At 47.2% G+C, this 21,445-nt stretch carries 21 protein-coding genes and 1 tRNA gene; 5 read left to right on the plus strand and 17 right to left on the minus strand.

The annotated features are described in order from the left end of the window. The first annotated feature begins 5 nt into the window (after positions 1–5). The gene (locus WCK19_RS02490; protein WP_342395772.1) at positions 6–2,009 is read left to right on the plus strand and encodes an ATP-dependent DNA helicase; all 2,004 of its coding nucleotides are present in this window, start codon (positions 6–8) and stop codon (positions 2,007–2,009) included. A 128-nt stretch (positions 2,010–2,137) separates the two neighbouring features. After that, positions 2,138–3,118 carry a GDP-mannose 4,6-dehydratase gene (gene gmd / locus WCK19_RS02495; protein WP_342395773.1) on the plus strand — a complete coding sequence of 327 codons (981 nt, stop codon included), beginning with the start codon at positions 2,138–2,140 and terminating at the stop codon, positions 3,116–3,118. Positions 3,119–3,162: 44 nt separating this feature from the next. Here the strand turns inward: gmd and WCK19_RS02500 are convergent, their stop codons facing one another. From WCK19_RS02500 to WCK19_RS02510, 3 genes are all read right to left on the minus strand, one after another. Next, entirely contained in the window at positions 3,163–4,578 is a 1,416-nt protein-coding gene (locus WCK19_RS02500; RefSeq protein WP_342395774.1) for a peptidase MA family metallohydrolase, read from the minus strand. Positions 4,579–4,603: 25 nt separating this feature from the next. Beyond that, positions 4,604–4,676: transfer RNA gene (locus tag WCK19_RS02505), tRNA-Thr, on the minus strand. Between the two features lie 46 nt (positions 4,677–4,722). After that, positions 4,723–5,781, minus strand: a complete 1,059-nt coding sequence (locus WCK19_RS02510) for a hypothetical protein (protein WP_342395775.1) — start codon at positions 5,779–5,781, stop codon at positions 4,723–4,725. Between the two features lie 175 nt (positions 5,782–5,956). Between WCK19_RS02510 and WCK19_RS02515 the strand changes: the two genes are divergently transcribed. Beyond that, positions 5,957–6,091, plus strand: a complete 135-nt coding sequence (locus tag WCK19_RS02515; RefSeq protein ID WP_342395776.1) for a hypothetical protein — start codon at positions 5,957–5,959, stop codon at positions 6,089–6,091. 143 nt (positions 6,092–6,234) lie between these two features. Then, positions 6,235–8,295, plus strand: a complete 2,061-nt coding sequence (gene pknB, locus WCK19_RS02520; RefSeq protein WP_342395777.1) for a Stk1 family PASTA domain-containing Ser/Thr kinase — start codon at positions 6,235–6,237, stop codon at positions 8,293–8,295. 70 nt (positions 8,296–8,365) lie between these two features. On the opposite strand, the gene WCK19_RS02525 is transcribed toward pknB, so the two are convergent. The 13 genes from WCK19_RS02525 to WCK19_RS02585 all read right to left on the minus strand — a co-directional run bounded on the left by WCK19_RS02525 (position 8,366) and on the right by WCK19_RS02585 (position 18,642). Continuing rightward, positions 8,366–9,337, minus strand: a complete 972-nt coding sequence (locus WCK19_RS02525) for a quinone oxidoreductase (protein ID WP_342395778.1) — start codon at positions 9,335–9,337, stop codon at positions 8,366–8,368. Positions 9,338–9,512: 175 nt separating this feature from the next. Further along, positions 9,513–10,391, minus strand: coding sequence for a class I SAM-dependent methyltransferase family protein (locus WCK19_RS02530; protein WP_342395779.1), 879 nt, complete (start codon positions 10,389–10,391; stop codon positions 9,513–9,515). 32 nt (positions 10,392–10,423) lie between these two features. Continuing rightward, positions 10,424–11,404: a phosphatidate cytidylyltransferase gene (locus tag WCK19_RS02535; RefSeq protein WP_342395780.1), complete on the minus strand. Its 981-nt coding sequence runs from the start codon at positions 11,402–11,404 to the stop codon at positions 10,424–10,426. After that, positions 11,401–12,033, minus strand: coding sequence for a CDP-alcohol phosphatidyltransferase family protein (locus WCK19_RS02540; RefSeq protein ID WP_342395781.1), 633 nt, complete (start codon positions 12,031–12,033; stop codon positions 11,401–11,403). The genes WCK19_RS02535 and WCK19_RS02540 overlap by 4 nt, the downstream gene beginning before the upstream one ends. A 16-nt stretch (positions 12,034–12,049) precedes the next feature. Beyond that, entirely contained in the window at positions 12,050–12,736 is a 687-nt protein-coding gene (locus tag WCK19_RS02545) for a lysophospholipid acyltransferase family protein (RefSeq protein ID WP_342395782.1), read from the minus strand. Positions 12,737–13,003: 267 nt separating this feature from the next. Further along, positions 13,004–13,792 carry a PhzF family phenazine biosynthesis protein gene (locus WCK19_RS02550; RefSeq protein ID WP_342395783.1) on the minus strand — a complete coding sequence of 263 codons (789 nt, stop codon included), beginning with the start codon at positions 13,790–13,792 and terminating at the stop codon, positions 13,004–13,006. 11 nt (positions 13,793–13,803) lie between these two features. Further along, a complete protein-coding gene (locus tag WCK19_RS02555) occupies positions 13,804–14,916 on the minus strand; it encodes an aminotransferase class I/II-fold pyridoxal phosphate-dependent enzyme (RefSeq protein WP_342395784.1) in 1,113 nt (370 codons plus the stop codon). A gap of 8 nt (positions 14,917–14,924) precedes the next feature. Further along, on the minus strand, positions 14,925–15,227 hold the full coding sequence (locus WCK19_RS02560; RefSeq protein ID WP_342395785.1) for an AzlD domain-containing protein: 303 nt from the start codon (positions 15,225–15,227) through the stop codon (positions 14,925–14,927). Beyond that, complete coding sequence (locus WCK19_RS02565) at positions 15,211–15,942, minus strand: AzlC family ABC transporter permease (RefSeq protein ID WP_342395786.1); 732 nt, start codon at positions 15,940–15,942, stop codon at positions 15,211–15,213. The genes WCK19_RS02560 and WCK19_RS02565 overlap by 17 nt, the downstream gene beginning before the upstream one ends. 74 nt (positions 15,943–16,016) lie before the next feature. After that, positions 16,017–17,024 carry a type I phosphomannose isomerase catalytic subunit gene (locus WCK19_RS02570; RefSeq protein ID WP_342395869.1) on the minus strand — a complete coding sequence of 336 codons (1,008 nt, stop codon included), beginning with the start codon at positions 17,022–17,024 and terminating at the stop codon, positions 16,017–16,019. Between the two features lies 1 nt (position 17,025). Further along, positions 17,026–17,694, minus strand: coding sequence for a hypothetical protein (locus WCK19_RS02575; protein WP_342395787.1), 669 nt, complete (start codon positions 17,692–17,694; stop codon positions 17,026–17,028). Between the two features lie 2 nt (positions 17,695–17,696). Continuing rightward, a complete protein-coding gene (locus tag WCK19_RS02580) occupies positions 17,697–18,173 on the minus strand; it encodes a hypothetical protein (RefSeq protein WP_342395788.1) in 477 nt (158 codons plus the stop codon). Positions 18,174–18,177: 4 nt separating this feature from the next. Then, entirely contained in the window at positions 18,178–18,642 is a 465-nt protein-coding gene (locus WCK19_RS02585) for a YbjQ family protein (protein WP_342395789.1), read from the minus strand. Between the two features lie 281 nt (positions 18,643–18,923). Between WCK19_RS02585 and WCK19_RS02590 the strand changes: the two genes are divergently transcribed. Beyond that, complete coding sequence (locus tag WCK19_RS02590) at positions 18,924–20,366, plus strand: aspartate kinase (RefSeq protein ID WP_342395790.1); 1,443 nt, start codon at positions 18,924–18,926, stop codon at positions 20,364–20,366. 84 nt (positions 20,367–20,450) lie between these two features. Here the strand turns inward: WCK19_RS02590 and WCK19_RS02595 are convergent, their stop codons facing one another. Further along, on the minus strand, positions 20,451–21,305 hold the full coding sequence (locus WCK19_RS02595; protein ID WP_342395791.1) for a TIM barrel protein: 855 nt from the start codon (positions 21,303–21,305) through the stop codon (positions 20,451–20,453). Positions 21,306–21,445 lie beyond the last annotated feature (140 nt).

The following is a 21,445-nucleotide window of genomic DNA, read 5'->3' on the forward strand; positions in this document are numbered from 1 at the left end:
CAGACGTGAACGAAGAGCGTCTTTTACGCTTGCTCGAAAAATTATCCCGCTATCTATCCAATTATCGCCAGCGCGCCGGACAACAACAAATGGCTGTTGCAACCGGAGCGGCGATTGAAACTGGTAAGAGCCTTGTGGTAGAAGGTGGTACCGGGGTCGGCAAATCAATGGCGTATCTGCTACCCGCACTTATGGCGGTATCTGAAAAAGGCGCTCGCTCTTTAATTGCTACTAGCCACAAACCTTTGCAAGATCAGATTTCCAAAAAAGACGTTCCGGTTGTAGCTCAATTGCTTAAAGAAGAGGGTAAACGCCCAATCAAATGGGTCACTCTCAAAGGTTTAAGCAATTATTTTTGCTGGCATAGTGCCGATGAAGAGCAGGGCAAAATCGCGGTTGATCCGATTGCAGCTAAAGTTATTCGCTACGCTGCTGCTGCTTCGAGAAGCGAATTTAACGGTGATTTTGAAGAACTTCCCTTTGATGTGCCGCCTGATACCAGAGCGTTGCTGAGCGCTACCAGTGAAGATTGTCTGAGCAAAAAATGCCCACAATTCAGCCGTTGCTACGCTTTCAAAATGCGCGAAGAAGCTGAAGAAGCCGATGTAGTTATAACCAATCATTCCCTGCTTACCCTTGATATTCAGAGCGAGGGCATGATTATTCCGGGTCAATATGCTTTCTATGTAATTGATGAAGGTCATAATTTTGAGGATAATGCTACCAAAGCGAATGGCTTAACCGTAACGCTTGGCGCTTGTCGTCGTTTTCTAAATAGCGATGCGGTTAAAACTGCCACCAAAATAGCTACCGCTCGAATTGAAACTGCCCGCACTAACTACGAACGCTTGCAGCAAGCAATTATACAGCTATGGAGTTTACCCGCCGAGCAGAATCGTTTTAAGAGTTCGGGCGGTAATGAAGATGAAAACAAGCGCTTGCTAAAAACCGAAATGCCGTCTGGGTTAACGTTGGCAGATGATATCAAGGGTCTAGCGGCTTTAATCCGAGCCGTGCCTCCCAAAACTGATGAGGAAGGGGCGCGTTTGCAGCGTATGGCAAAACAAGGGCTATCGCTGGCGGAAAGGCTGGAGAAAATCTGCGCTATCGGCGACCCTAATTTGGTGTATTACGCAGAAAGGCTCAGCTATAATCCGGTTGAACCCCGCCGCCGCTCTGATGCCGCTGCCTATGCCATCAATGCAATGCCAATTGATGTAAGTGGCTATCTTGAAAAATGGTTCAATGAAAATACGGTTATTGTTACCAGCGCTACGCTTTCAGACGGGCAGAACTTTGACTTTTTCAAGAAGCGGGTAGGGCTACACAACGCCGACACTTTGATTGTACCTAGTCCTTTTGATTATGCCGGAAGAGTCCGCCTGTTTTTCCCACGCACCGAAAATAACGGTGCAAACGGCGGCAAAACCTATGCCACGCTGACTGAGCAAATAGCCCAACTGATTAACACAGTTCCAGATGGGAGAATATTGGCGCTGTTTACCAGTTATGCTGCTCTGGATTATGTTTGGCGAAGGCTGAATGACCACGAAGAATTCCGCCTGAACCCACAACGCCCCCTTTTCCGGCAAGGGGAGTCGCAAATGCAGCGTATAATCTCGAATTTTCAGGATACTTCTAACGGAGTTATATTCGGCACTCGCAGTTGGTGGCAAGGGGTAGATTTACCCGGAATGCGGCTTTTGATTATAGATAAATTACCATTTCCCCAATTAAATGACCCCATTATTAACGCCCGCAATCAAGATATTGACACTCGCGGTGGTAGTAGCTTTAACGAATTTATGCTGCCGATGGCGCTTATCACTTTTCGGCAGGGGGCAGGTCGGCTGATGCGACAGGAAAACGACCGGGGTGTGATAGTAGTTTGCGATGAGCGTATTGTGCGCCAGCGTTATGGAGCGCGTTTTATCAAGAGTCTGTCGGCTAATATCCCTGTGTTGGGTTCCATTAAAGACTTGCACCCTTTCCTTGAATCCTTCGATTAAGCACAATTTCATACCAAACCATCGTAATCTTCCAACCATTTTTAATACAGGTTGGCGTTTTTGCGATTTTGCTGTTATTATTTAACCCACTGTTAAACAGAAAGTAAAATGCAACGGAGGAAGGTGTTTTGACGAAAACTGCTTTGATTACCGGTATTACCGGGCAGGATGGTAGTTACTTGGCTGAGTATCTGCTCGAAAAAGATTACAAGGTTTACGGATTGTTGCGCCGTACCAGTATTATAATTGATGAGCGTATCCAGCACCTAATGAATCAAGTAGAGTTTCTGGATGGGGATTTGTTGGATCAACTCTCCCTTATAAGCGCGATTAAAACTTCCCAACCCGATGAGGTTTATAACCTTGCCGCACAATCATTTGTGCCTACAAGCTGGCAACAACCGGTGCTAACCGGGGAATATACCGCTATTGGTGTAACCAAAATGCTAGAAGCTTGTCGCTTTTCAGACAAGCCGGTACGTTTCTATCAGGCAAGCAGCAGCGAAATGTTTGGTAAAGTGGTGGAAGTGCCTCAAAAAGAAAGCACTCCTTTTTACCCCCGCTCGCCCTATGGTGTTAGCAAGGTTTATGGTCATTGGATTACCGTTAACTATCGCGAGAGTTACGATATGTATGCGGTGAGCGGCATCCTTTTCAATCATGAATCGCCAAGGCGCGGTCTTGAGTTCGTAACCAGAAAGATTACCAATGGTGTAGCGCGTATCAAGCTGGGGTTGGACAAGAAACTATATCTGGGCAATTTGGAATCGCGGCGTGACTGGGGTTTTGCAGGAGATTACGTAAAGGCAATGTGGTTGATGCTACAGCAAGACGAGCCTGATGATTATGTAATCGCTACAGGCGAGACTCATTCAGTGCGTGAGTTTGTGGAACTTGCTTTTAGGCACGCCGGATTGCCGAATTGGGAAGACTATGTAGATATAAATCAGAAATTTATTCGCCCTGCCGAAGTTGATTTGTTAGTAGGCGACCCCTCCAAAGCACATGAGAAATTGGGCTGGAAGCCTGCCGTCACTTTTGAAGGTTTGGCGAAAATGATGGTAGAAGCCGATATTGCGCTATACAAAAACACTTTGGGCAAAGCTTAACGAGTTATAGATAAAAAGCGAGGGTGGCGAAAGCCACCTTTTTTTTATCGTTTTCTACGGAGTACCAACACAACGCTCAAGGTGATTGTGACCAGAGTAGCGGCTATCCCGGTGGCTGCTAGAACAATTAGCAGCGTGTTATTTGGCTCTGGATTTGCAGAAATCGCGCTGGTGGACGAATTGGAGATGGGGCTGCTTTTGGAAATATCAGGCAAGAATCCTACTGTGGGATTACCGATATTGCTGGTAGTAGGTACGGTAACAACTTCTATGGGGGTAATCGGGATACGTGTGGGTGGGACAATAATAGGAGTTGGAGTGGTTGCAACCGCGCTTACTTCGGAAACAGGATAACCGAGTGAGAGCCTCCACTGCCTATCAAGCTCATCGGTAGAGATGCCCAATACCGAGACAAACGCTTCATCGTAGCTAACGCCGTTTTTGAAGGCAACCAGCAATTGCCCCAATTTAGCCTCACCGTATTTTTCCACGATATATTTCACCGCATTTAAGCTTTCGCCATAAGACTGGTAAAATAATACCGGGTCGTTGGGAAATCGCCCGTTTATGGTGCGAAGCGGTTGCAGGGTGCGTTTATCCACCCCTCGCTGGAAGGATTCGGTCAGAAAACCCTCCACCTCATCCTGATTGTAAACTGCAAACCCTTCATTCAACCATAGGGGTAGCATATTATAAGGATTTGCGGTTGCCTGATATATTATCAGGTGGCTGATTTCGTGCGGCACGCTACGTCCGATTTCCTTGTTATCTCCGGGTGGAATTAGCAAGGAAGTTACCCCATATATTACATAAGCCTGCCCCCCTACAAACTCCTCAGAATTGGGAGGCATCGCAGTATAGAGAGTGCGCTGGTCAGGATAGACGTGAATGAGGATTGGGCTGTTGGCTTTGATGCCGTACTGGTTGAAAAGCTTATCCGCTGTAGCTTTTGCTTTATTCAATATAGACTGTCCAAATGAGTTATTTCCTTCGTACCAGCGCACCGTAATAAAGCCGCTGCTCAATTCTTTGAAAGGAAAGCGTTCATCGTTGACAATAAATTCTTGCGAAGGGCTATCATAGTGGTCATTAGACGCGGTGTAGAGCGTCCAGTAATAGCCAATATGAACGCCGGGTGGGATGAATTCTTTCTGGGTATCAAGAATGAAATTGGCTGAAATCAAGGATGTATCTGGATTGAGATTCTGGCTGCGAACTTTAGTGGCAACCTCTCCTTGCAACCTAAAATTTAGCTCTAACTTGGAAAACCGTAAAGGACTGTTATTAGTAGCATTAAGTTCGAAAACAATATTATCAGGGAAATTGGGCTTGGCACGATTGAGGGTTATATTTATTTCAGTCGGGAATACTTGCGAACTGGCTTGCGTTTGAATGGGGATAAAAAATAGCAGCCCAACCATTGCTGCCATTAAAAAGGTAACAACTCGCAGTGTTTTCATTACAGATAGTGTCACATTACCACTAAGCCGACTATCGGAATCGAACCGATGACCTGCCGATTACGAATCGGCTGCTCTACCAGCTAAGCTAAGTCGGCGCGCCAATTACTATATTAAAGTTTATAAGAACTGTCAATATTAATATCAGGAAACCACAAAAAATGGTTCTACTGGAGCAAAAGTGCCCTCATTTTCATCACCGTTCAGCCGCAATTCAAATTGTTCCAGTGCATTGCGGGCGGAATAACTGACTTTGCTACGGATGAGATTGGCAAATTCTTGGCGTGGTACTTGTGCCGAGAGCAATACCGATTCATAGCTAAGTGTTCCATCAAAAAGCTCGTCACTGGGTTCGCGTTGATTCATCGCAAATTCACCGGGATTCTGTTTTTTCCGTTGTTTTTCCAGCTTCTTTTCTTCTTTTTCGCGTTTTTTCCGGTCTTTTTCTGTTTCAAAGGGGGTTGAATTTTCTCTTAGACCGAATTTGCGTAATCCGCTGGGGCGTGTATGCGTATCTACAGGAGCAAGGCTTACTCCTACAACAGGCTCATAATCCATCCGAACCAGCACTACTTCTAGTGTATCAATTCCGGGCAACATCTCGGCAGCTTTGACAAGGTACAATGCCGCTTGTGAGCATAGTTGGTCTTCGTAATCTTTGAAATTTGCCTGCAATTTTTTTTGGGTATTATTAGTGGAGCTTATGATTGGCGGAAAAGGCGCTCTGGCTTTAACCTGAAAACGGCGAGTTTCAGGTGAATAGTTCAAATAGGTAATCGGTTGGTCGCAAAGCTCGTACAGCATTAAATCATACATAGCTTGCTGGTCGCGTTTCTCTACTAACTCGACCTGTGCCTTTTCCATCCGGGTAATTACTTCCTTTTGCAAAGATTCTAAAGAGCGTGGGTCAAGGAAAGGCAAGCGTGCATATTGCACATAGAGTTCGAGATGCTCGCCTTCATCTGAGAAGCCAACCGACTCTATCATTCTTTTAGTATTGAAATAAGCCTTATTGATGTAATAATATGGAAGTTCAAGGTCGCGACTGGTGCGTGCGCCTTCTCGCATTATCAGGGCATGCTCGGTGAAATCAATAAAATATCCATCTTCTTTTACGTTAATGCTATAAAGACCACTATTTCCAGTGCGTTTCTGAGGCATGCGTCCATGTGCTACATACCGCCGATTCTGCTTAAAGGACACAACTACCAACCTTTCCAAGCTATGATGGAAAATTCCATTTCTAATTTGCGTTAATTATACCACAGGCTGAACCGGGCTTGAGCTATGCTATAATCAATAAGATTTGTGCTGAAAATCACTTGACATTTAAAATGTCTATAGAAATAAAAATATTGCGGAAGCACGTTTTTGGAGCGTGGAAAAGCTTCAAAAAGCTGGAATATATGACAGTGTGGCAGTGTCGCCTCCGTTACCACACGGGGTCTTTAACGATAGCGATGAACTTCTGGTAAGGCTGGTTTTTCTGCCGGGTGAATACCTGCGCCAGTAGTTCGGAACTCAAACCCGCTACACTGCGTTATATATAATGTTGGGTAGCAATTTTGGCAATTATTTATCTGTCCACCACCAAACATTGTATAATGACGTAGCATTTAGCTAAACAAATTATCAGGCTGAAAGAGGATATACCTCATGACGCAGGCTCAAAGAACCCTTAATAATCGTTATGAATTGATAGCCAAAATTGGCGACGGCGGCATGGCGGTTGTTTTCAAGGCGCTAGACCATAAGCTCAACCGTACAGTTGCTGTTAAAGTCTTAAGAGAAAGCTTTTCCAGCGATCAACAATTTTTATCTCGGTTCAACCGTGAAGCCCAATCTGCCGCTTCTTTGACCCACCCTAATATTGTAAGCGTATATGACGTAGGCGAAGACGGTAATTTTCATTACATCGTAATGGAATATATCGAAGGAGTGAGCCTTAAAGATTATATAACCAGTAACTCACCTATACCGGTTAATCAAGCGGTTGAATTTGCCATTAAAATCAGCAATGCAATCGGCTACGCCCATACCAAAGGACTGATTCATCGAGATATAAAGCCTCAAAATATACTGCTAACTACTGATTTGGATATAAAAGTTACAGACTTTGGTATTGCTAAAGGTTTGGGTGACGCTACATTAACCCAAACTGGCTTTACCCTCGGTACGGTGCATTATTTCTCTCCGGAGCAAGCACAGGGTAAGCCTGCAATGGCACAAAGCGATTTATATTCAATCGGGGTTGTCTTATATGAGATGTTAACCGGGCGCATTCCATTTGAAAGCGATAGTCCGGTGGCGTTGGCTCTAAAGCATATTGAAGAACCGCCACCTTCGCCGCGCCGCTTCAACCCGAACATTCCGGTGCCGCTTGAGCAACTGGTATTGAAGTCGTTGGCAAAGAATCCCACCGCTCGTTTTCAGTCTTCTACTGCTTTTACGCAGGCGCTCAAGGAATTTGCGAAGGCAAGCGAGATGGGTACAATGGCAGTGCCGCGTGTTCCCGGTTCTCCGGGTAATCGCCCTCCCAACGCAAGAGTGGAAGAAGATTTTGCCTCGCCAACTCCGCCCAAGCCCCCATTACGCCGCCCGTCAGACCCGGAGGCTTATTCGGCGTACGCGCAGGGTAGCGGTTACGACCCTAATCAGGAAATGCGCCGCCGTCCTACTACCGGGCAGGGCAATTACCAACCTAATAATTATATTGATAATCAGGGAGATTTGGCGCGTAGATATAATACCCAATCTTCACGCTCTATATCGGCAGAAGACCGCTATGATGAAGACACTTTTTCGAAGCGTAGCTCAGGTTGCGTACCATGGGTAGTGGGCGGCTTGTTAATGGTGATGTTAGCTGGCTTGGTGGTATTGTTCTTCCAATTTCTCTTGCCTGTCCTTACTCCAACAGTAACACCTTCCCCAACTCCCAAACTAGTAATACCTACCCCAACATTAGGACCGGTGGCGAAAGTAGCCGTGCCGGATGTTAGAAATAAGGTATTGGATGAGGCTGAGATTGTTCTGAAAGAAGCCGGTTTGCAACTCGGCACAACCAAAACCCAGTTTGATGATAAGGTTGATGGTGGAAAAATAATAAGCCAGTCTATTGCGCCCAAAGCGCAGGTTGATAAGGGCGCAAAGATAGACCTTGTTATCAGTCAAGGGGTGGATGCGGTAGAATTGCCGCAGCGTTTTGTCAATACTCCCTATGAAGATACCAAAAAAGCCATTGAGGTTTATGGCTTGAAAACGCAACGGGTTGACCAACCTAGCGATTCGATTGGTCCCGGTGCGGTTATCAAAACCGACCCTGAAGGAGGTCCGGGAGTAAAAGTGCCGCGCAGCGCCGTTATCAAAATCTTTGTCAGTACCGGACCGTTGCCTACTGCAACGCCTGTACCACCGACTGTCACGCCTGTGCCACCGACACCTACTGTTAGTCCCACTCCTAAAGTGATGGTGACGGTTCCAAGCGGCTTGGTTGGTAAGAAAGAAGCGGAGGCACTCAAACTGTTGCAGGATGCTGGTTTTACGGTTGAGGTAGTACGGTGGAATCTGGACGATATAAAACGTCAGTTCCCCGGCGATTTGGTGGCGATTGATACTTGGAACAGCCTTAAAGAAGGCGATGCGCTTGGTACAAATCCGTCCTCCGGAGTTAAGTTGGATAAAGGTGCAAAAGTGACACTGGCGGTTAAAAAGCTCTAACATTTTTCTGTTAGTTGCAGATATATAATGCCCTTCTCATTCAGAGGGGGCATTATATTAAAAGAAGTGGTTAGCTGCCCGGTATTAGCACAAGTTTCCCGGTAGTGGCGCGTCCTTCCAAATCAATATGTGCTTGTGCTGCCTGTGATAGCGGATAGGTATGCTCTACCCGCAGCTTTAATTTACCTGATTGCGCCCAAGTCAGCACATCTCCGGCGCGAGAAAGCAGCGCAGTTCTATCGGCGATATAGTGTCCCAACGTAGGGCGAGTCAGGAAATACGAACCGCGCATCAGGATAATAGGGTCTATTGGGGGGACAGCGCCGCTGGATGCGCCGTATAAAACCAGATAACCAAATTGTTTGAGCGAGTTAAGGCTTTTATCAAAAGTGGTTTTTCCCACTGCATCGTAAACAACTTCTACCCCTGCTCCTTCGGTCAACCGCTTAATCTCGGCTTCAAAATCCTGTGAAGTGTAAAGAATAACTTCGTCTGCGCCCGCTTCTTTAGCCAGAACCGCCTTTTCTTCGGTTGATACGGTAGTAAATACCCGCGCTTCCCGCATTTTACACATCTGGATTAATAACAAACCGACCCCACCTGCTCCGGCATGCACCAATACATTATCTCCCGCTTTAACCGGATAGGTGGTGTGGCATAGATAGTGCGCCGTCATACCCTGCAACATTGCCGCTGCTGCATAGCGAAAATCCATTCCGTCAGGAACCGGAACCAGTTTTGAAGCGGGTACAGCCGCATGTTCGGCATAACTACCGGGAACATTAGTGTAAGCTACCCGGTCACCGACTTTAAATTCGGTTACGCCCTCTCCAACTGCTTCTACCACGCCCGCGCCTTCCTGACCGGGTATAAGGGGCAGATTATTGGGATAGCGCCCGGTACGATGATATACATCTATAAAGTTTATGCCACTGGCTGCCAATTTGATAAGCGCTTCTCCGGCTTTGGGAGTAGGATTAGGTACTGCTTTATAGGTTAGAACTTCAGGTCCCCCAAATGTTTCTATTTGAATCGCGTACATGATTCCTCCTTTGAGGCTTTATTGTAGATTTGAGCAATATATCTAAAAAAAACTATGCTGGAATTATACTATCACGCTGAGCTATATGCAGCTCATAAAATAATAAATCCCCTGTGCGTGACTATTCACAGGGGATGAGTGATGTGGAATGGACGTGATTAACGTCAGATATTGTTCATTTGCGCCCGGTTGTTACCGAAAACAGCCCGACTTCCTCAATTCTGCTTTCGACCTGTTTGAAACTGGCTTCTCGCCCCCATGTAGCCATGTCTGCCACCGGGCGGCAGCGCATTACCCACGGTATGCCATCCCGGTTTGGTAATACGTTGGCGATAAATTCAAGCTGCGGGTGGCGATTCTGAGCGGTGTAAAAGATTGCCCCGCCGGGAGCGAGAAATTTGTACAAGGTTTTGAGCGATGTGCGAATGATTTCATCCTCTAGCATCAATTCGTACAGCCCTGAAACTACGATTACATTTGGTGCAGACCCAAGCGTGGCATCTGTAGGCGCGGGATTGAACGCATCGCCCTGTTCATACTGGATGTGCTTAATCCCGGCTTCCTGTGCCTGTTGTGCGCCCTGTGTGACACCTGCCAGCGAGAGGTCGCGGCACAACACTTCGACATCGCCCTTTTCCTCGCCGATTTCCTGCAATAGCTCCTGAAGGTAGCGACCGGGTCCGGCTGCAACATCGAGAATACGAGTCTTGATTCCATCAGCGCGATTTTTTTCAATTTCAGATTTCAGCATTTGTTTCAGCACTGCACGCCGCGCCCGGATGCCTCTCCAACCTATTGAATTCAGGTAGTAGCGATCCACCAGTTTACCGACTAGCAATGTTCCGTGCGCTTTATTTACATACACGTAGTCAAGCATGTTGCCGCTATCGAAGCCGTAGCGGAAACCAAGGCGAACGCCTTTGCTGGTACGCCCGAAGGTGGAGAACCCTGCTTTCACCACTGCCCATTTAATTTTTCCAAAAAAGCCCGGTTTTCGCACTTCAACTTCATTCGCTTTTGGTTGGTTAACTGTATTAGTATTAAAGGTTGTCATTTTGATGCCTCTTTCTCTTGAAATTTTATTGATTAAAGACCGATGAGTGTTTCTAACCTTGACAGGTAGAAAACTAGGGGAGCTACAAATAGCAAGCTATCTATCCGGTCGAGCAACCCTCCGAAGCCGGGAAGGAAATTGCCCGCATCTTTTACTCCACTTTGCCGCTTTAGCAATGATTCAAATAGGTCGCCGCATACACTACCGACTGCAATTCCTAACGAAAGCAGGAAAAGCAACCACCAAGCCATTCCGGTGAGAGCGAAAGAGAATAGCGCGATTGCAATTCCTGCCCCCATCAAGTTACCGACTACCCCGCCCCATGTTTTGTTTGGGCTGAGTTTAGGAGAAAGTTTGGGACCTCTCAGCGTTTTGCCGCCGCAGAATGCGCCTATATCGCTCAACGCTACGCCAAGCCCTATTGCGAGGGTTAAGCCGGGTCTTTGTCCGGTTTCGAGCGCTAAGAGATGCGCTGGAAGCCATCCTGCATATAGATAAGCCGAGAACCCGCTTGAGGCTGCCATAAAACGTTCTTTAAGTTCGTGTTCCCCCTTCAGGGGCAGCAATGCCACAAATGCCCAGAAGAAGAAAGCGATGGCGGGCGCGATAACTATTTCAGTAGAACCCCCAACCAACACCAGTATTAGTGTTAACCAACCACATAGCACCGCGAGATATTGGTGCATTTTCGGCAGGCTAAACAACTTTGCGTATTCGGCAATTCCCTGCCAGATAATGAAAGCTACCATCGCGGCGGTGGTTAGCGCTCCACAAAGCGCAGCGCCACCATAAACAAAGGCGATGATGAGCCACGTGCGGTAACGCTGCCACAGCACATGTCGAGGAGTGCGTCCGGCAGCAATTGTTCCACCACCAGTTACTTCAAGTTGCTTTTGCCTCAAACTAACCAACGCCAGAGCCATACCACCTAGACTAAACAAGAGGGTCAGTACCGTTATGACCGGGATTATAACCGGATTATCGAGCGGGTTTGTCACAATTTCCGCTTTCATTTCTGTCCATCCTTTGCCGGGTTCAAATCCCGGTAGCTCCAACGAAATCGCTGTACGATAGTAATCAGTATTCCGATGCCAAAGACCACCAGCAGCCAGTTCCAAGCGGTTGCTCCAAAGAAGGCGACAAAAGGCGAGAATAGCGCCAGATAAATCATGCGGTCGGCTTTAGCCAGTAATCCGCCAAACTGCCGTTTTCCTCCGGCAGCTTTTGCAGCCGTGCCGAGGTAGCTATTCAACAGCGCCAATACCAGCACTCCCCATCCCAGTGGGACGATTACTTGCGGATTCAAAGCCAGCCCAACCAATACCAGCAAGTCGGCAACTCGGTCACTGAATTCGTTGTAAAGCTCACCCCATGGGCGAGCCTTGCCGGTGCGACGCGCTACCAATCCATCTAGGGCGTTCGCCGCAATCCGGGCAATGACCAGCGGGGCTACTACCAACGCCAGCCACGACCAGTGAGCCGAAAAATAAAGGGCTATTCCCGCTAACCCTGCAAATGCCACACCACTCAGGGTTACATAGTCCGGGTGAACCTCTCGCTTGACCAGAGCATCTTCTATGCCTTTCAAGCGTCTTTGCCACCATGGTTTTATAGAATAAATGCCGCCAAATTGCTTTAACATTTATGTACCTAGCCTTTTAAGCTGCTCGATTATGAGTGTCAATTGTTTCTACGCCCGCCATTCGGCGTAACTGCTGCTCCATCGCGATGTTGATTTCTGTTGTGCTGGCAGTTTCGGAAAAGCGCATCGGTTCGCCAAAAATTACGGTGATATGATGGTGGCGAGGGAAGCGTGCGCCCTTTGGCATTGCCTCAAAAGTGCCTTCGAGGTGTATAGGTACTACCGCCACGCCGCTGTGTTTCACCAAATGAGCCGCACCCTTTTTGAAGGTGTGCAATTGCCCGTCAACGCTTCGAGTGCCTTCCGGGAAAATCAAAATGTTTTTGCCGTCTTTCAACAGGTGTTGAGTTTTCATCAGGCTGGTAAAACAACCATCGCCTTTTCGAGAAAATGAGATGCAATTGAACAGGGTGCTGACCAACTTGCCTTTCCAACCGTTGCTATAGAAGTAATCGTTGGCGGCGGCGACTTTGGTTTGAAGTCGTTGCTTGCCCGGTAGCGCTTTCAAGATTGAGAGCGTATCCAGATGGCTGGAGTGATTAGCGATGAATACTACCGGGCTATCCAGATTAGTTAGGTTTTCTTCTCCGTGTACCTCTACCGGAACGATTGCTCGCATTGCCGGGTAGAAGGTAACTTTTCGGATTGCTTCCCCGATGTGGGGCTGCATCATTTCAAAAGCTTGTATTATTATGGTTTTCATCGCTTTACCTCGTTTATTCTTTGTTGTCTGTTGCTTGTCGTTTGTTCTTTTTCTACTACCACCATACCTCTAATAGACCTGTCATTTACAGGTTTTGGGCTGTTATAAACTGGAAAATTACTGCCATTTACTGCCAACTTGAGTTTAAAGCCACAGAATCGGGTTTTTAGTGGTAGGGAAAAGAGATGGTATTTGTAAGAAAAGGGTAGAGGCGGGTGAAAAGCAGAAATAAAAAAGAGCCGGGCAGTTAACCCGGCTTTGCAGTTGTTAACAATCCAGTTCGCCTCGTAACACGGTGATTGCTTTGCCAAGTAGTCTGGTTCTATCGCTTTCCACTATGACTTGCACCACTCCACCGCGTGCGGAAGCCTGATAAGCAATAAATTCACTTTTGCCGAGCTTTGCTTGCCAATATGGAGCAAGGCAGCAATGCGCCGACCCTGTAACCGGGTCTTCATTTACGCCGGAGGCTGGCGCAAAGAAGCGCGATACAAAATCATAGTTAGCCGAGGCACGCGCCGTTACTATAATTCCGCGTGTTTCGATACGCGCAAGCGCGGTCATATCGGGTTTGAGCAACCTAACCGCTTCTTCAGAGTCAAGCTCAACAATGTAATCCATGCGATTTTGCCCTACGAAAAGAGGTGTACCGCCGAGAATCGAGGCGAAATCAGGCGGATTTGCAACCGGAACGGCAGGTTCAAGCGGAAAGTTAAGCTCAATCCAGTTGCCTTTAAGGTTGGCGGTGAGCAAGCCGCTACGGGTATAGAATTTAGCTTGCTCTTGCGGTTTAAGATGCCCTTCTTGCCAAAGTATATGGGCGCTGGCAAGAGTGGCATGCCCACACAAATCCACCTCAAGCGTGGGAGTGAACCAACGCAGACGATAACCGTCACTTTCTGGGAGGAGGAAAGCGGTTTCGGACAGATTCATTTCGCGTGCCACATTATGCATCCACTCGGTTTCTTGTGGTGCAGTTAATACACATACAGCGGCGGGATTGCCGGAAAAAGGTATATCGGTAAAAGCATCTACCTGTACAATGCGTTGTCCCATCTTAATCCTCTCTATAACTCTCTAAGAAAATCTTCCAACCTTTGCAGGGCTTCGGGCATATTTTTGCGTCCAAAACCAAGCCTAAAATTATTGCTATTTCCATCGTACAACGTGCCGGGGAGCAGCAAAACGCCTTTTTTTTCTACCAACTTGCGGCAGAAATCGGTCACTGGCAAGTCCTTTTGCAAGTGGGGGAAGGCAATCGGTCCGGCAAGCGGTTTTTGCCACTGGAAATAATCTTGCCATTGCTCGAAAAAGCGGTCAAGTAGTGGCAGATTCTTCTGAATTATTCCCACATTTCGCGCTAGAATTTTCTCGCTGTGCCGAAGGGCAAGCGTGGCGAGAAATTCGCTCGGTGCGCTATTGCAAATAGTTGTATAGTCCTTGAAAGATGCGCTTTGTTTGAATATCTCGCGATTCTGAGTAGCTATCCAACCGATTCGCAAACCCGCCAGCCCATAGGCTTTGGACATTACCCCTAGTGAAACGGCGTTTTCGTAGAGGTCACAGGCGGCAGGCAAACGGGTTTGCAAATCGTATTCCAGTAACCGATATACCTCATCCGAAAATAGTAACATGTTGTGGCGACGCGCTATTTCAATGAGACGCTCGAAATCAGAACGGTTCATCAAGTAACCGGTAGGGTTGTGCGGACAGTTGATTACGATTGCCCGCGTATTCGGGCGAATAGAGCTTTCCAGAAAATCTAAATCCAGACTCCAGCCCGATTCTTCCTGTGCTTGCCAGCGCGTAACCTCACAGCCGATTGCGTCCGCTATCTCAAAGAGTGACTGGTATGAGGGGTAATGTACAATAAGGTGGTCGCCTTTTTCTAGCACCGCGTTCATGAAAATAAAGATGGCTTCTTCCGCTCCGCTAAAAACCAGCGTTTGGGAAGGCTCAATCTGTTGATATAAACCAGCGATACTGGCTCGAAGCGCAGGATTTCCCGCAGATTCGGTATAGCCCAGCCATAGCCCATGCATTTCTTCTGCTGCTTCCGGTTCGTAAGCCAGCAAATCTTTTATTGACATAGACTCAAGGTCAGAAGAACAGAGCAGATAGGAGGCTTTGAACTCCCAATCGGCGAAATAGCGTTCCAGTTTGAAATCCGGTAGCTTCATAATTCCACCTATTTAACTTGGCGAAACAGCCAAACCGCTAAAACCCCGATTATCATTGCCAACAACAGGTTACGGGTACGCACCGCAATTGCCCCGGTCAGTATCCCCGCTGCCAATTCCGCCAAACCGCCTGTAAAAAGGGCGGGAGCAATCATTGAAATAAAAACTGCGCCCGGCACATAGCGCAAACCCGCCTCAACTCGCGGCGAAAGTTTTATTCGCCCCATCATCCAGAGACCGCCGCTGCGAGTGGCATATGTTACCAGTCCCATGCCTAGAATTATCAGGAAAACTTCAAGATTTACGTCCATACGTCCATGCTCCCATAAGGCTTCCGGCAAACCCTCCTGCCAATATGTACCATTTACCCGGCAATGCCTGTGAGACAACGATTGCAACCAACGCTGCTATTCCCCACGGCAATAAATCTCCTTTTCCTCGCCATAGTCCCAACAACAGAGCGATAAAAACGGCGGTAAAGGCAAAATCTAAGCCGTATTTAGCAGGGTCTTGCACCACACCTCCTAGCAGTTGCCCCGCTATAGTAGAGCTATTCCAAGCTATAAAGGCTACGATGCCGCTCCCCAGCAAAAAACCGGCGTTGCGTCTGCCGTTCATATATTCGCCCATAGTCAAAGCCCAGCTTTCATCAGTCATGAGATAGGCGGTGAGGTAGCGTTTAAGGGGGCTTACTTGGGAGAACCAAGGATAGAGGGCTGCGCCCATCAAAACGTGACGCAAGTTGATAATCAAGGTGGTGATAATGATGCTGGCAGCAGGTAAAGGCGCAATCCACATGCCTAGTACCGCAAATTGCGCCGACCCAGCATAAACTAGGCTGCTCATTAAGAGGGCTTCGAAGATGTGCAAACCCGCTTGACCGGATAGCACTCCGAAAATCAGTCCATACGCAAATATACTTATACCCACGGGAAAAGTGCGCCGGATTCCGGCGATTACCCCGCGCAAGTCATAGGTTACAGGTTCTACTTTGGTTGGTTTTTCGTTGCTTGTTTGTTCAGACATGCCCCAAGTATAGCAAAAGACTTGAGGCATGTCCTGATATATTTGGCGGATTTATTTGGGAATATGTGCCGACTTTACCGATGTCCGGTTTCCAGCCAACTCCCAATGATTTCGAGAAGGTATGAACTATCTTTTGTGTCAAGCTCATAATCCATATCTGTCGGAATTAAAAGTGTATCGCCTTTATTCAAGGGCTGTGGCATAAATTCGTCTGTTGGAGAGCGTATTTCGCCTTCGCCACCTAGCACGGTCAGCAAGGTAAAACTTCTAGGCGCAGCTTTAAGCTGAGCTTGTTTTTCAATCTGCCATAGAGTAGCGGTGAAAAAGTCACAATCCACCAACTCCGTAGCCCAGTAACCTTCATGTCTGACACCTTCCGTATGAGAGACCTTGAAATTACGGGAAGTTAGGTCTATAGCTTGTACGCCCTTTTCCACGTGCATTTCGCGTCCTACTCTGCCCCAATCGTACAGGCGGTAGGTAATGTCACAATCTTGCTGCAATTCGTAAACTATAATTCCTTCGGTGAGGGCATGCACCGTACCGGCGGGCAAAAACACCACATCTCCTTTTTTTACCGGTGTGCGTTGCACGAAGCGCAACAGGTCATCCCGGCGAATGGCTTCCGCCAACTCTTCGCGACTGGCAGAAATATCATTCAGGCTATAGCAGATTTCTGCGCCTTCTTTCGCTTCTATGACATACCAGAATTCGGTTTTCCCGAAGGGGTAATTTTCCAACCTTTGCGCCATTGCATCATCAGGATGAACTTGCACCGAAAGATTCTGGTGGGCATCTATGAACTTAACCAGCAGTGGAAATTTGGGATAGCTCATTGCTGCTGCACCAAACAAGGACGCGCCATAGGTATCGAAAAGCTCGGCGAGTTTTTCACCGCAGAAATCGCCATTAATAATGATGCTATTGGAATAGGCTTCCCAGCTTTCACCGAGATTAGCCCTTTCCGCGCCTTTGCGCCCCAATTTGTTTGCCAACCAACGCCCACCCCATACAACTTCTTTGACATATGGCTCAAGCCGGAGTGGGTATTTGGTAATAGCAGAAACCGTTTCTTTGTTTATATTATTGCTCCATTATATTCAAGCCGTATTTCAAGAAGCTTCCGAAGGCTTCTCGCAGCTGTTTTTCGTATTCGCTTTCGTTGCGAAAACTCCACCAATAATCGGGTTTTGTGCCGGGAATTAAATTGCTCAAACGGGTTTCAAAACCGCCGCTACTTCCAAACAAAGGACTTTCACCAGCGTTTTTCACCAAATTGATGGTGAAACGGCGCGGCGGTGGTGTAAGCATTACGGTGGTAGAAATTTGCACATCCACAAAGCAAGTTTGCGCTCCGATGATTGTCCGCCGGAAAACAAACGAGAACTGTTCTGGTCCGGGTTGGCTTACATCTTCGGCAAATCCATAGTGATACGGCGCAAGCAACTCTTGTCCAATTTTGATGACGCTCTCTCGATAGAATACGCCCCATTCATTCTGATTCAAAAGGTTATATTCGGTATCTAAATACAACACCAACCCTTTTATAGCCTTTGGCGACCAGAAAAATATTTCCCAACTCTTTTTCTCGTTGAGATGGGCAGGTGGGTAATCCGCAATTTCGGTAAGAGCAGTACGGGCATCGGGTTGCCATTGCCGGGCGATTATTATACCTCGTTTGAAAGCTTCGGTAGCATCTGCCCAGCTTTCAGAATCGTTCAATTCTGGTTCTTCGAGATTAAAAAAGCCCATGATTAATCAAATAGCTCCGCATAGAAACCCCGTATATAATCCGGGAGCAATTCGGTTTTGCCCATAACGCCACTGGCTAGTCCAGCGTATTGTTCCCAATCAATTACGGTTCCGTCCGCTTCAAACATTCCTTTGAAACCGGTTAGCGCCTCCCCATTTTCATAAACACGAGCTAGTTCTTGAGCGCGGCGGTAACGGTGGTCGGTTTCCTCTGAAAGCCGCCTGACCATTGCTGAGAAAGCTTTGCGTACCTCTGGGTCTTTTCGCAATTCATGCCACCAAGCATGCGCCAATTCGTGAATGGCGGCTTCTTCCTGTGCCGTTTGCAGTTCGACTAATTTGCTATCAGGATACCACCCGCCGCCGCCGTGTGTACTGTGAGGGTTTTTCACTTCGATGCGAACACCGTAGTATTGCAACCACTCCCAAGCACGTTCGCGAATGGGAAGCGGCGGTATGTCAGGATGCACTTGAACCATAGGGCTATCTTCTGTCACTTAGTGGCTCAACTATAACTGCTGTGCCGTAAGATAGCACTTCGGTGATACCGTCAGATACTTCGTTTGCATCGTAATGCATACCAACAATCGCGTTTGCGCCTATCTGAGCAGCGTGTTGAATCATTAACTCAAAAGCTTCTTCTCGCGCTTTCTCGCAAAGCTCAACATAGATGCTGATTTTGCCTCCCACCAACGCTTGGAAACCTGCTCCGATATTGCCGATTACGCTGCGGCTACGTACTGTTATGCCACGTACCACACCGAAATAGCGTACAATCCGAAACCCCTCGAAACTAAAGGCGGTTGTAACCATTCCGCGATCTAGGAAACTGGGCGGTGGCATACCCGGTCCCTGTTGCGGTGGGAAACCGCCGGGTCCCTGATTATATCCACCGGGCGGCGGGGGCGGGAAATTGCCGGGCGGCGGTTGATTATAAGGTGGCTGCATCAGTTTTGCTCCTTACTTTACATTTTACAAGTCAAAAAATGACTAGAATCACTCCTGAATTGAGAGAACTACTTCTCTTTAAAATTATAGCATATAGTTAAACCCCTTCTTTGACATTACACGTACAATTGCTATAGCGCTTTGAAAAGAGCTTACAACGATCTGGGTATAAAACCGCGTTAGATGGTCTATTCGTCCCGGTTGTAGTAAAATATCATACTGTTTGGCAGATTAAACGTATAAATCAACAAAGCGTCCCGAAAGTGAGGATTGGCTCGAAAATGATAGTTATGAAATTTGGTGGAACTTCTGTAGGAAGCGCAGAGCGGCTCCGCCATGTAGCAAAGTTGGTCGGTGGTTATCTGGAGTTAAAGCCGGTAGTAGTAGTTTCGGCTATGGCAGGTACAACCGATTGGTTATTAAATACTGCTCGCCAACTTGCCGAGTCCAATCCTAGCGTCGGTACCAGCGCCGATAAATTAATCGCCGAATTCCATAGCCGCTACCATCAGGTTGTGGATGAAACGATAGATAATCCCGATATACGTTCTTCCCTACGCAGCGAAATTGCTACACTCTTGCACCAACTGTTAAGGCTCTTCACCGGTATCGAATTATTGGGGGAGGTTAGCCTGCGTTCGCTGGATGCAGTAGCAGCTTTCGGTGAAAAATTATCCAGTACCATACTCGCGGCTGCTCTTCGAGATATAGGTTATAAATCCGAAGCAATCAGCGCTACTACCTTGATTGAAACTGACCGTACTTTTACCAGTGCAGTACCACAAATGGAACAAACCACTTTAAAGTGTCGCGAGAAACTGATTCCCTTGGTAGCGCAAGGTTCTATACCAGTGGTTACGGGCTTTATCGGCGCAACCTCCGATGGTATTACTACTACGTTAGGGCGTGGCGGTAGCGATTATAGCGCCAGCATAATCGGTGCAGCTCTGGATAGTGAAGAAATCTGGATTTGGACTGATGTTGATGGGGTAATGTCTGCCGACCCACGCCTAGTATCCAACGCGCGTTCTTTGCGGAGAATCAGTTATGCTGAGGCAGGCGAACTTAGCTATTTTGGCGCAAAGGTAATCCATCCCTTAACGGTGATGCCTGCGGTTGAAAAGAATATTCCGCTTTATATCAAAAACACGATGAATCCGGAATTTCCCGGTACTCGCATTGACAATCCAAAAGAGTCAGCCGAAGGGGTGGTCAAAGCTGTCACTAGCGCACGCAATCTGGCTTTGATTACGGTGTCGGGTGGCGGTGTTCTAACCGTACCCGGTATTGCAGCTCGTACTTTTGCCCGTGTGCATGACCATAACGCCAACGTGCTGATGATTAGCCACGCCAGCAGTGGTCACGACCTTTGCTTTGTGTTAGAAAAGCAGGTTGCCCCTTCGGTTGTTGCCAGTCTTAACCGTGAGTTTGACCGTGAAATTCACCGTAAGGAAATTGACCCGATTAGTCTTGACGATAATATTGTAATTGTTGCGGTGGTAGGGGCTGGTATGCGCGGTACTCCCGGTGTGGCAGGACGCTTGTTCAGTACGCTTGGTCGCAAGAATATCAACATTATTGCGATAGCACAGGGCAGTAGCGAATTGAATATCAGCCTTATTACTTCTGTCTCAGATGAAAAAGCAGCGGTTCATGCAATTCATGATGAGTTTATTTCGCTGACAGGGTTGGGAAAAAGCATGCGATACCAACCGGCAAAGTAATAAATCCGGTATTTGGTAGCTGGAAAGACATTTATTCTGGGTTTAAAAAGGGCAATAGCGAAATGTTACTGCCCTTTACCATTTTTAGACCGATTCTGAGCTTGAAACTGCCTTTACAATCCCTTTTAGGGTAGCAAGCTTAGATTCGAAGCTATTTAACTGGAACGCTCCATCTTCTCTTGTATCAAGGTTTATATATCCCTGATAGCCATTTTCCCACATTGTTGCAAGCAGTTTTTTCAACTCGCTTTGTTCAAGGGTTTCAGGACTCTGGAATAGGCTGTTTTCCAGTTGCACGTAGGTATATTGGGCTAACATCGGTTCATACGCTTCGCTCAACGGCTTTTCGCCTACTTCCATGAATTGCGCCGGATTAAAGGAGGTACGCAAGTTGCTACTGGCAACCTCATAGATGATATGCTTGCATCGCGCCGCTTTATCCCCGATATAACCCGGCGCATTTTCGTGAAGCATAATTATTCCCCACGGTTGTGCCTGTTCCGCCAGTTCACTGAGACGCTTGATTGCTTCTGCCAGTTGCTCTGGGTTTGTACCGTCACCCTTGAAGGAACTAACTTTAATGTAGCTTGCTCCAAACCAGTCTGCAACTTCAAGCATTCGTTCAAATTTGAGTTTTTCGGACTCGAAAGCGTCTCCGATTCCAATTGTACCAATCTGAGAATTGACTCGACTGATAGCCAACTCGGTTTGTTTAAGAATTTTTTCTAATTGCTTCAGGTCTTCGTTGGTAAGCTCGTAAAGCTCCTTACCCCATGCACTGGCAAGGTCAATTCCGGTAATGCCAGCTTTTTTCAGGGATTCAAAAAGGGTGGTCGGGTCGTCCTGTGATAAATTCAAACTGGTACTGTAGGAAAAAAGAGGTTTGGGCTTCTGGTTCTGGGTTAAAAATCCGAAATCCAATTCAGGTTCAAATGACATAGTCTGACTCGCTTTTGTTTGGGCTTAGAACAATTAACGTTGATATGATAATTTTATCACACATAAAATTTACGCCGTTGCGCTTTATGCTATAATTTAAGCAGAGGTGTTATAAAATGTGCGGTAACTGGCGCAACATT

Source organism: Candidatus Chlorohelix sp. (assembly GCF_037138995.1).
Lineage (GTDB): Bacteria > Chloroflexota > Chloroflexia > Chloroheliales > Chloroheliaceae > Chlorohelix.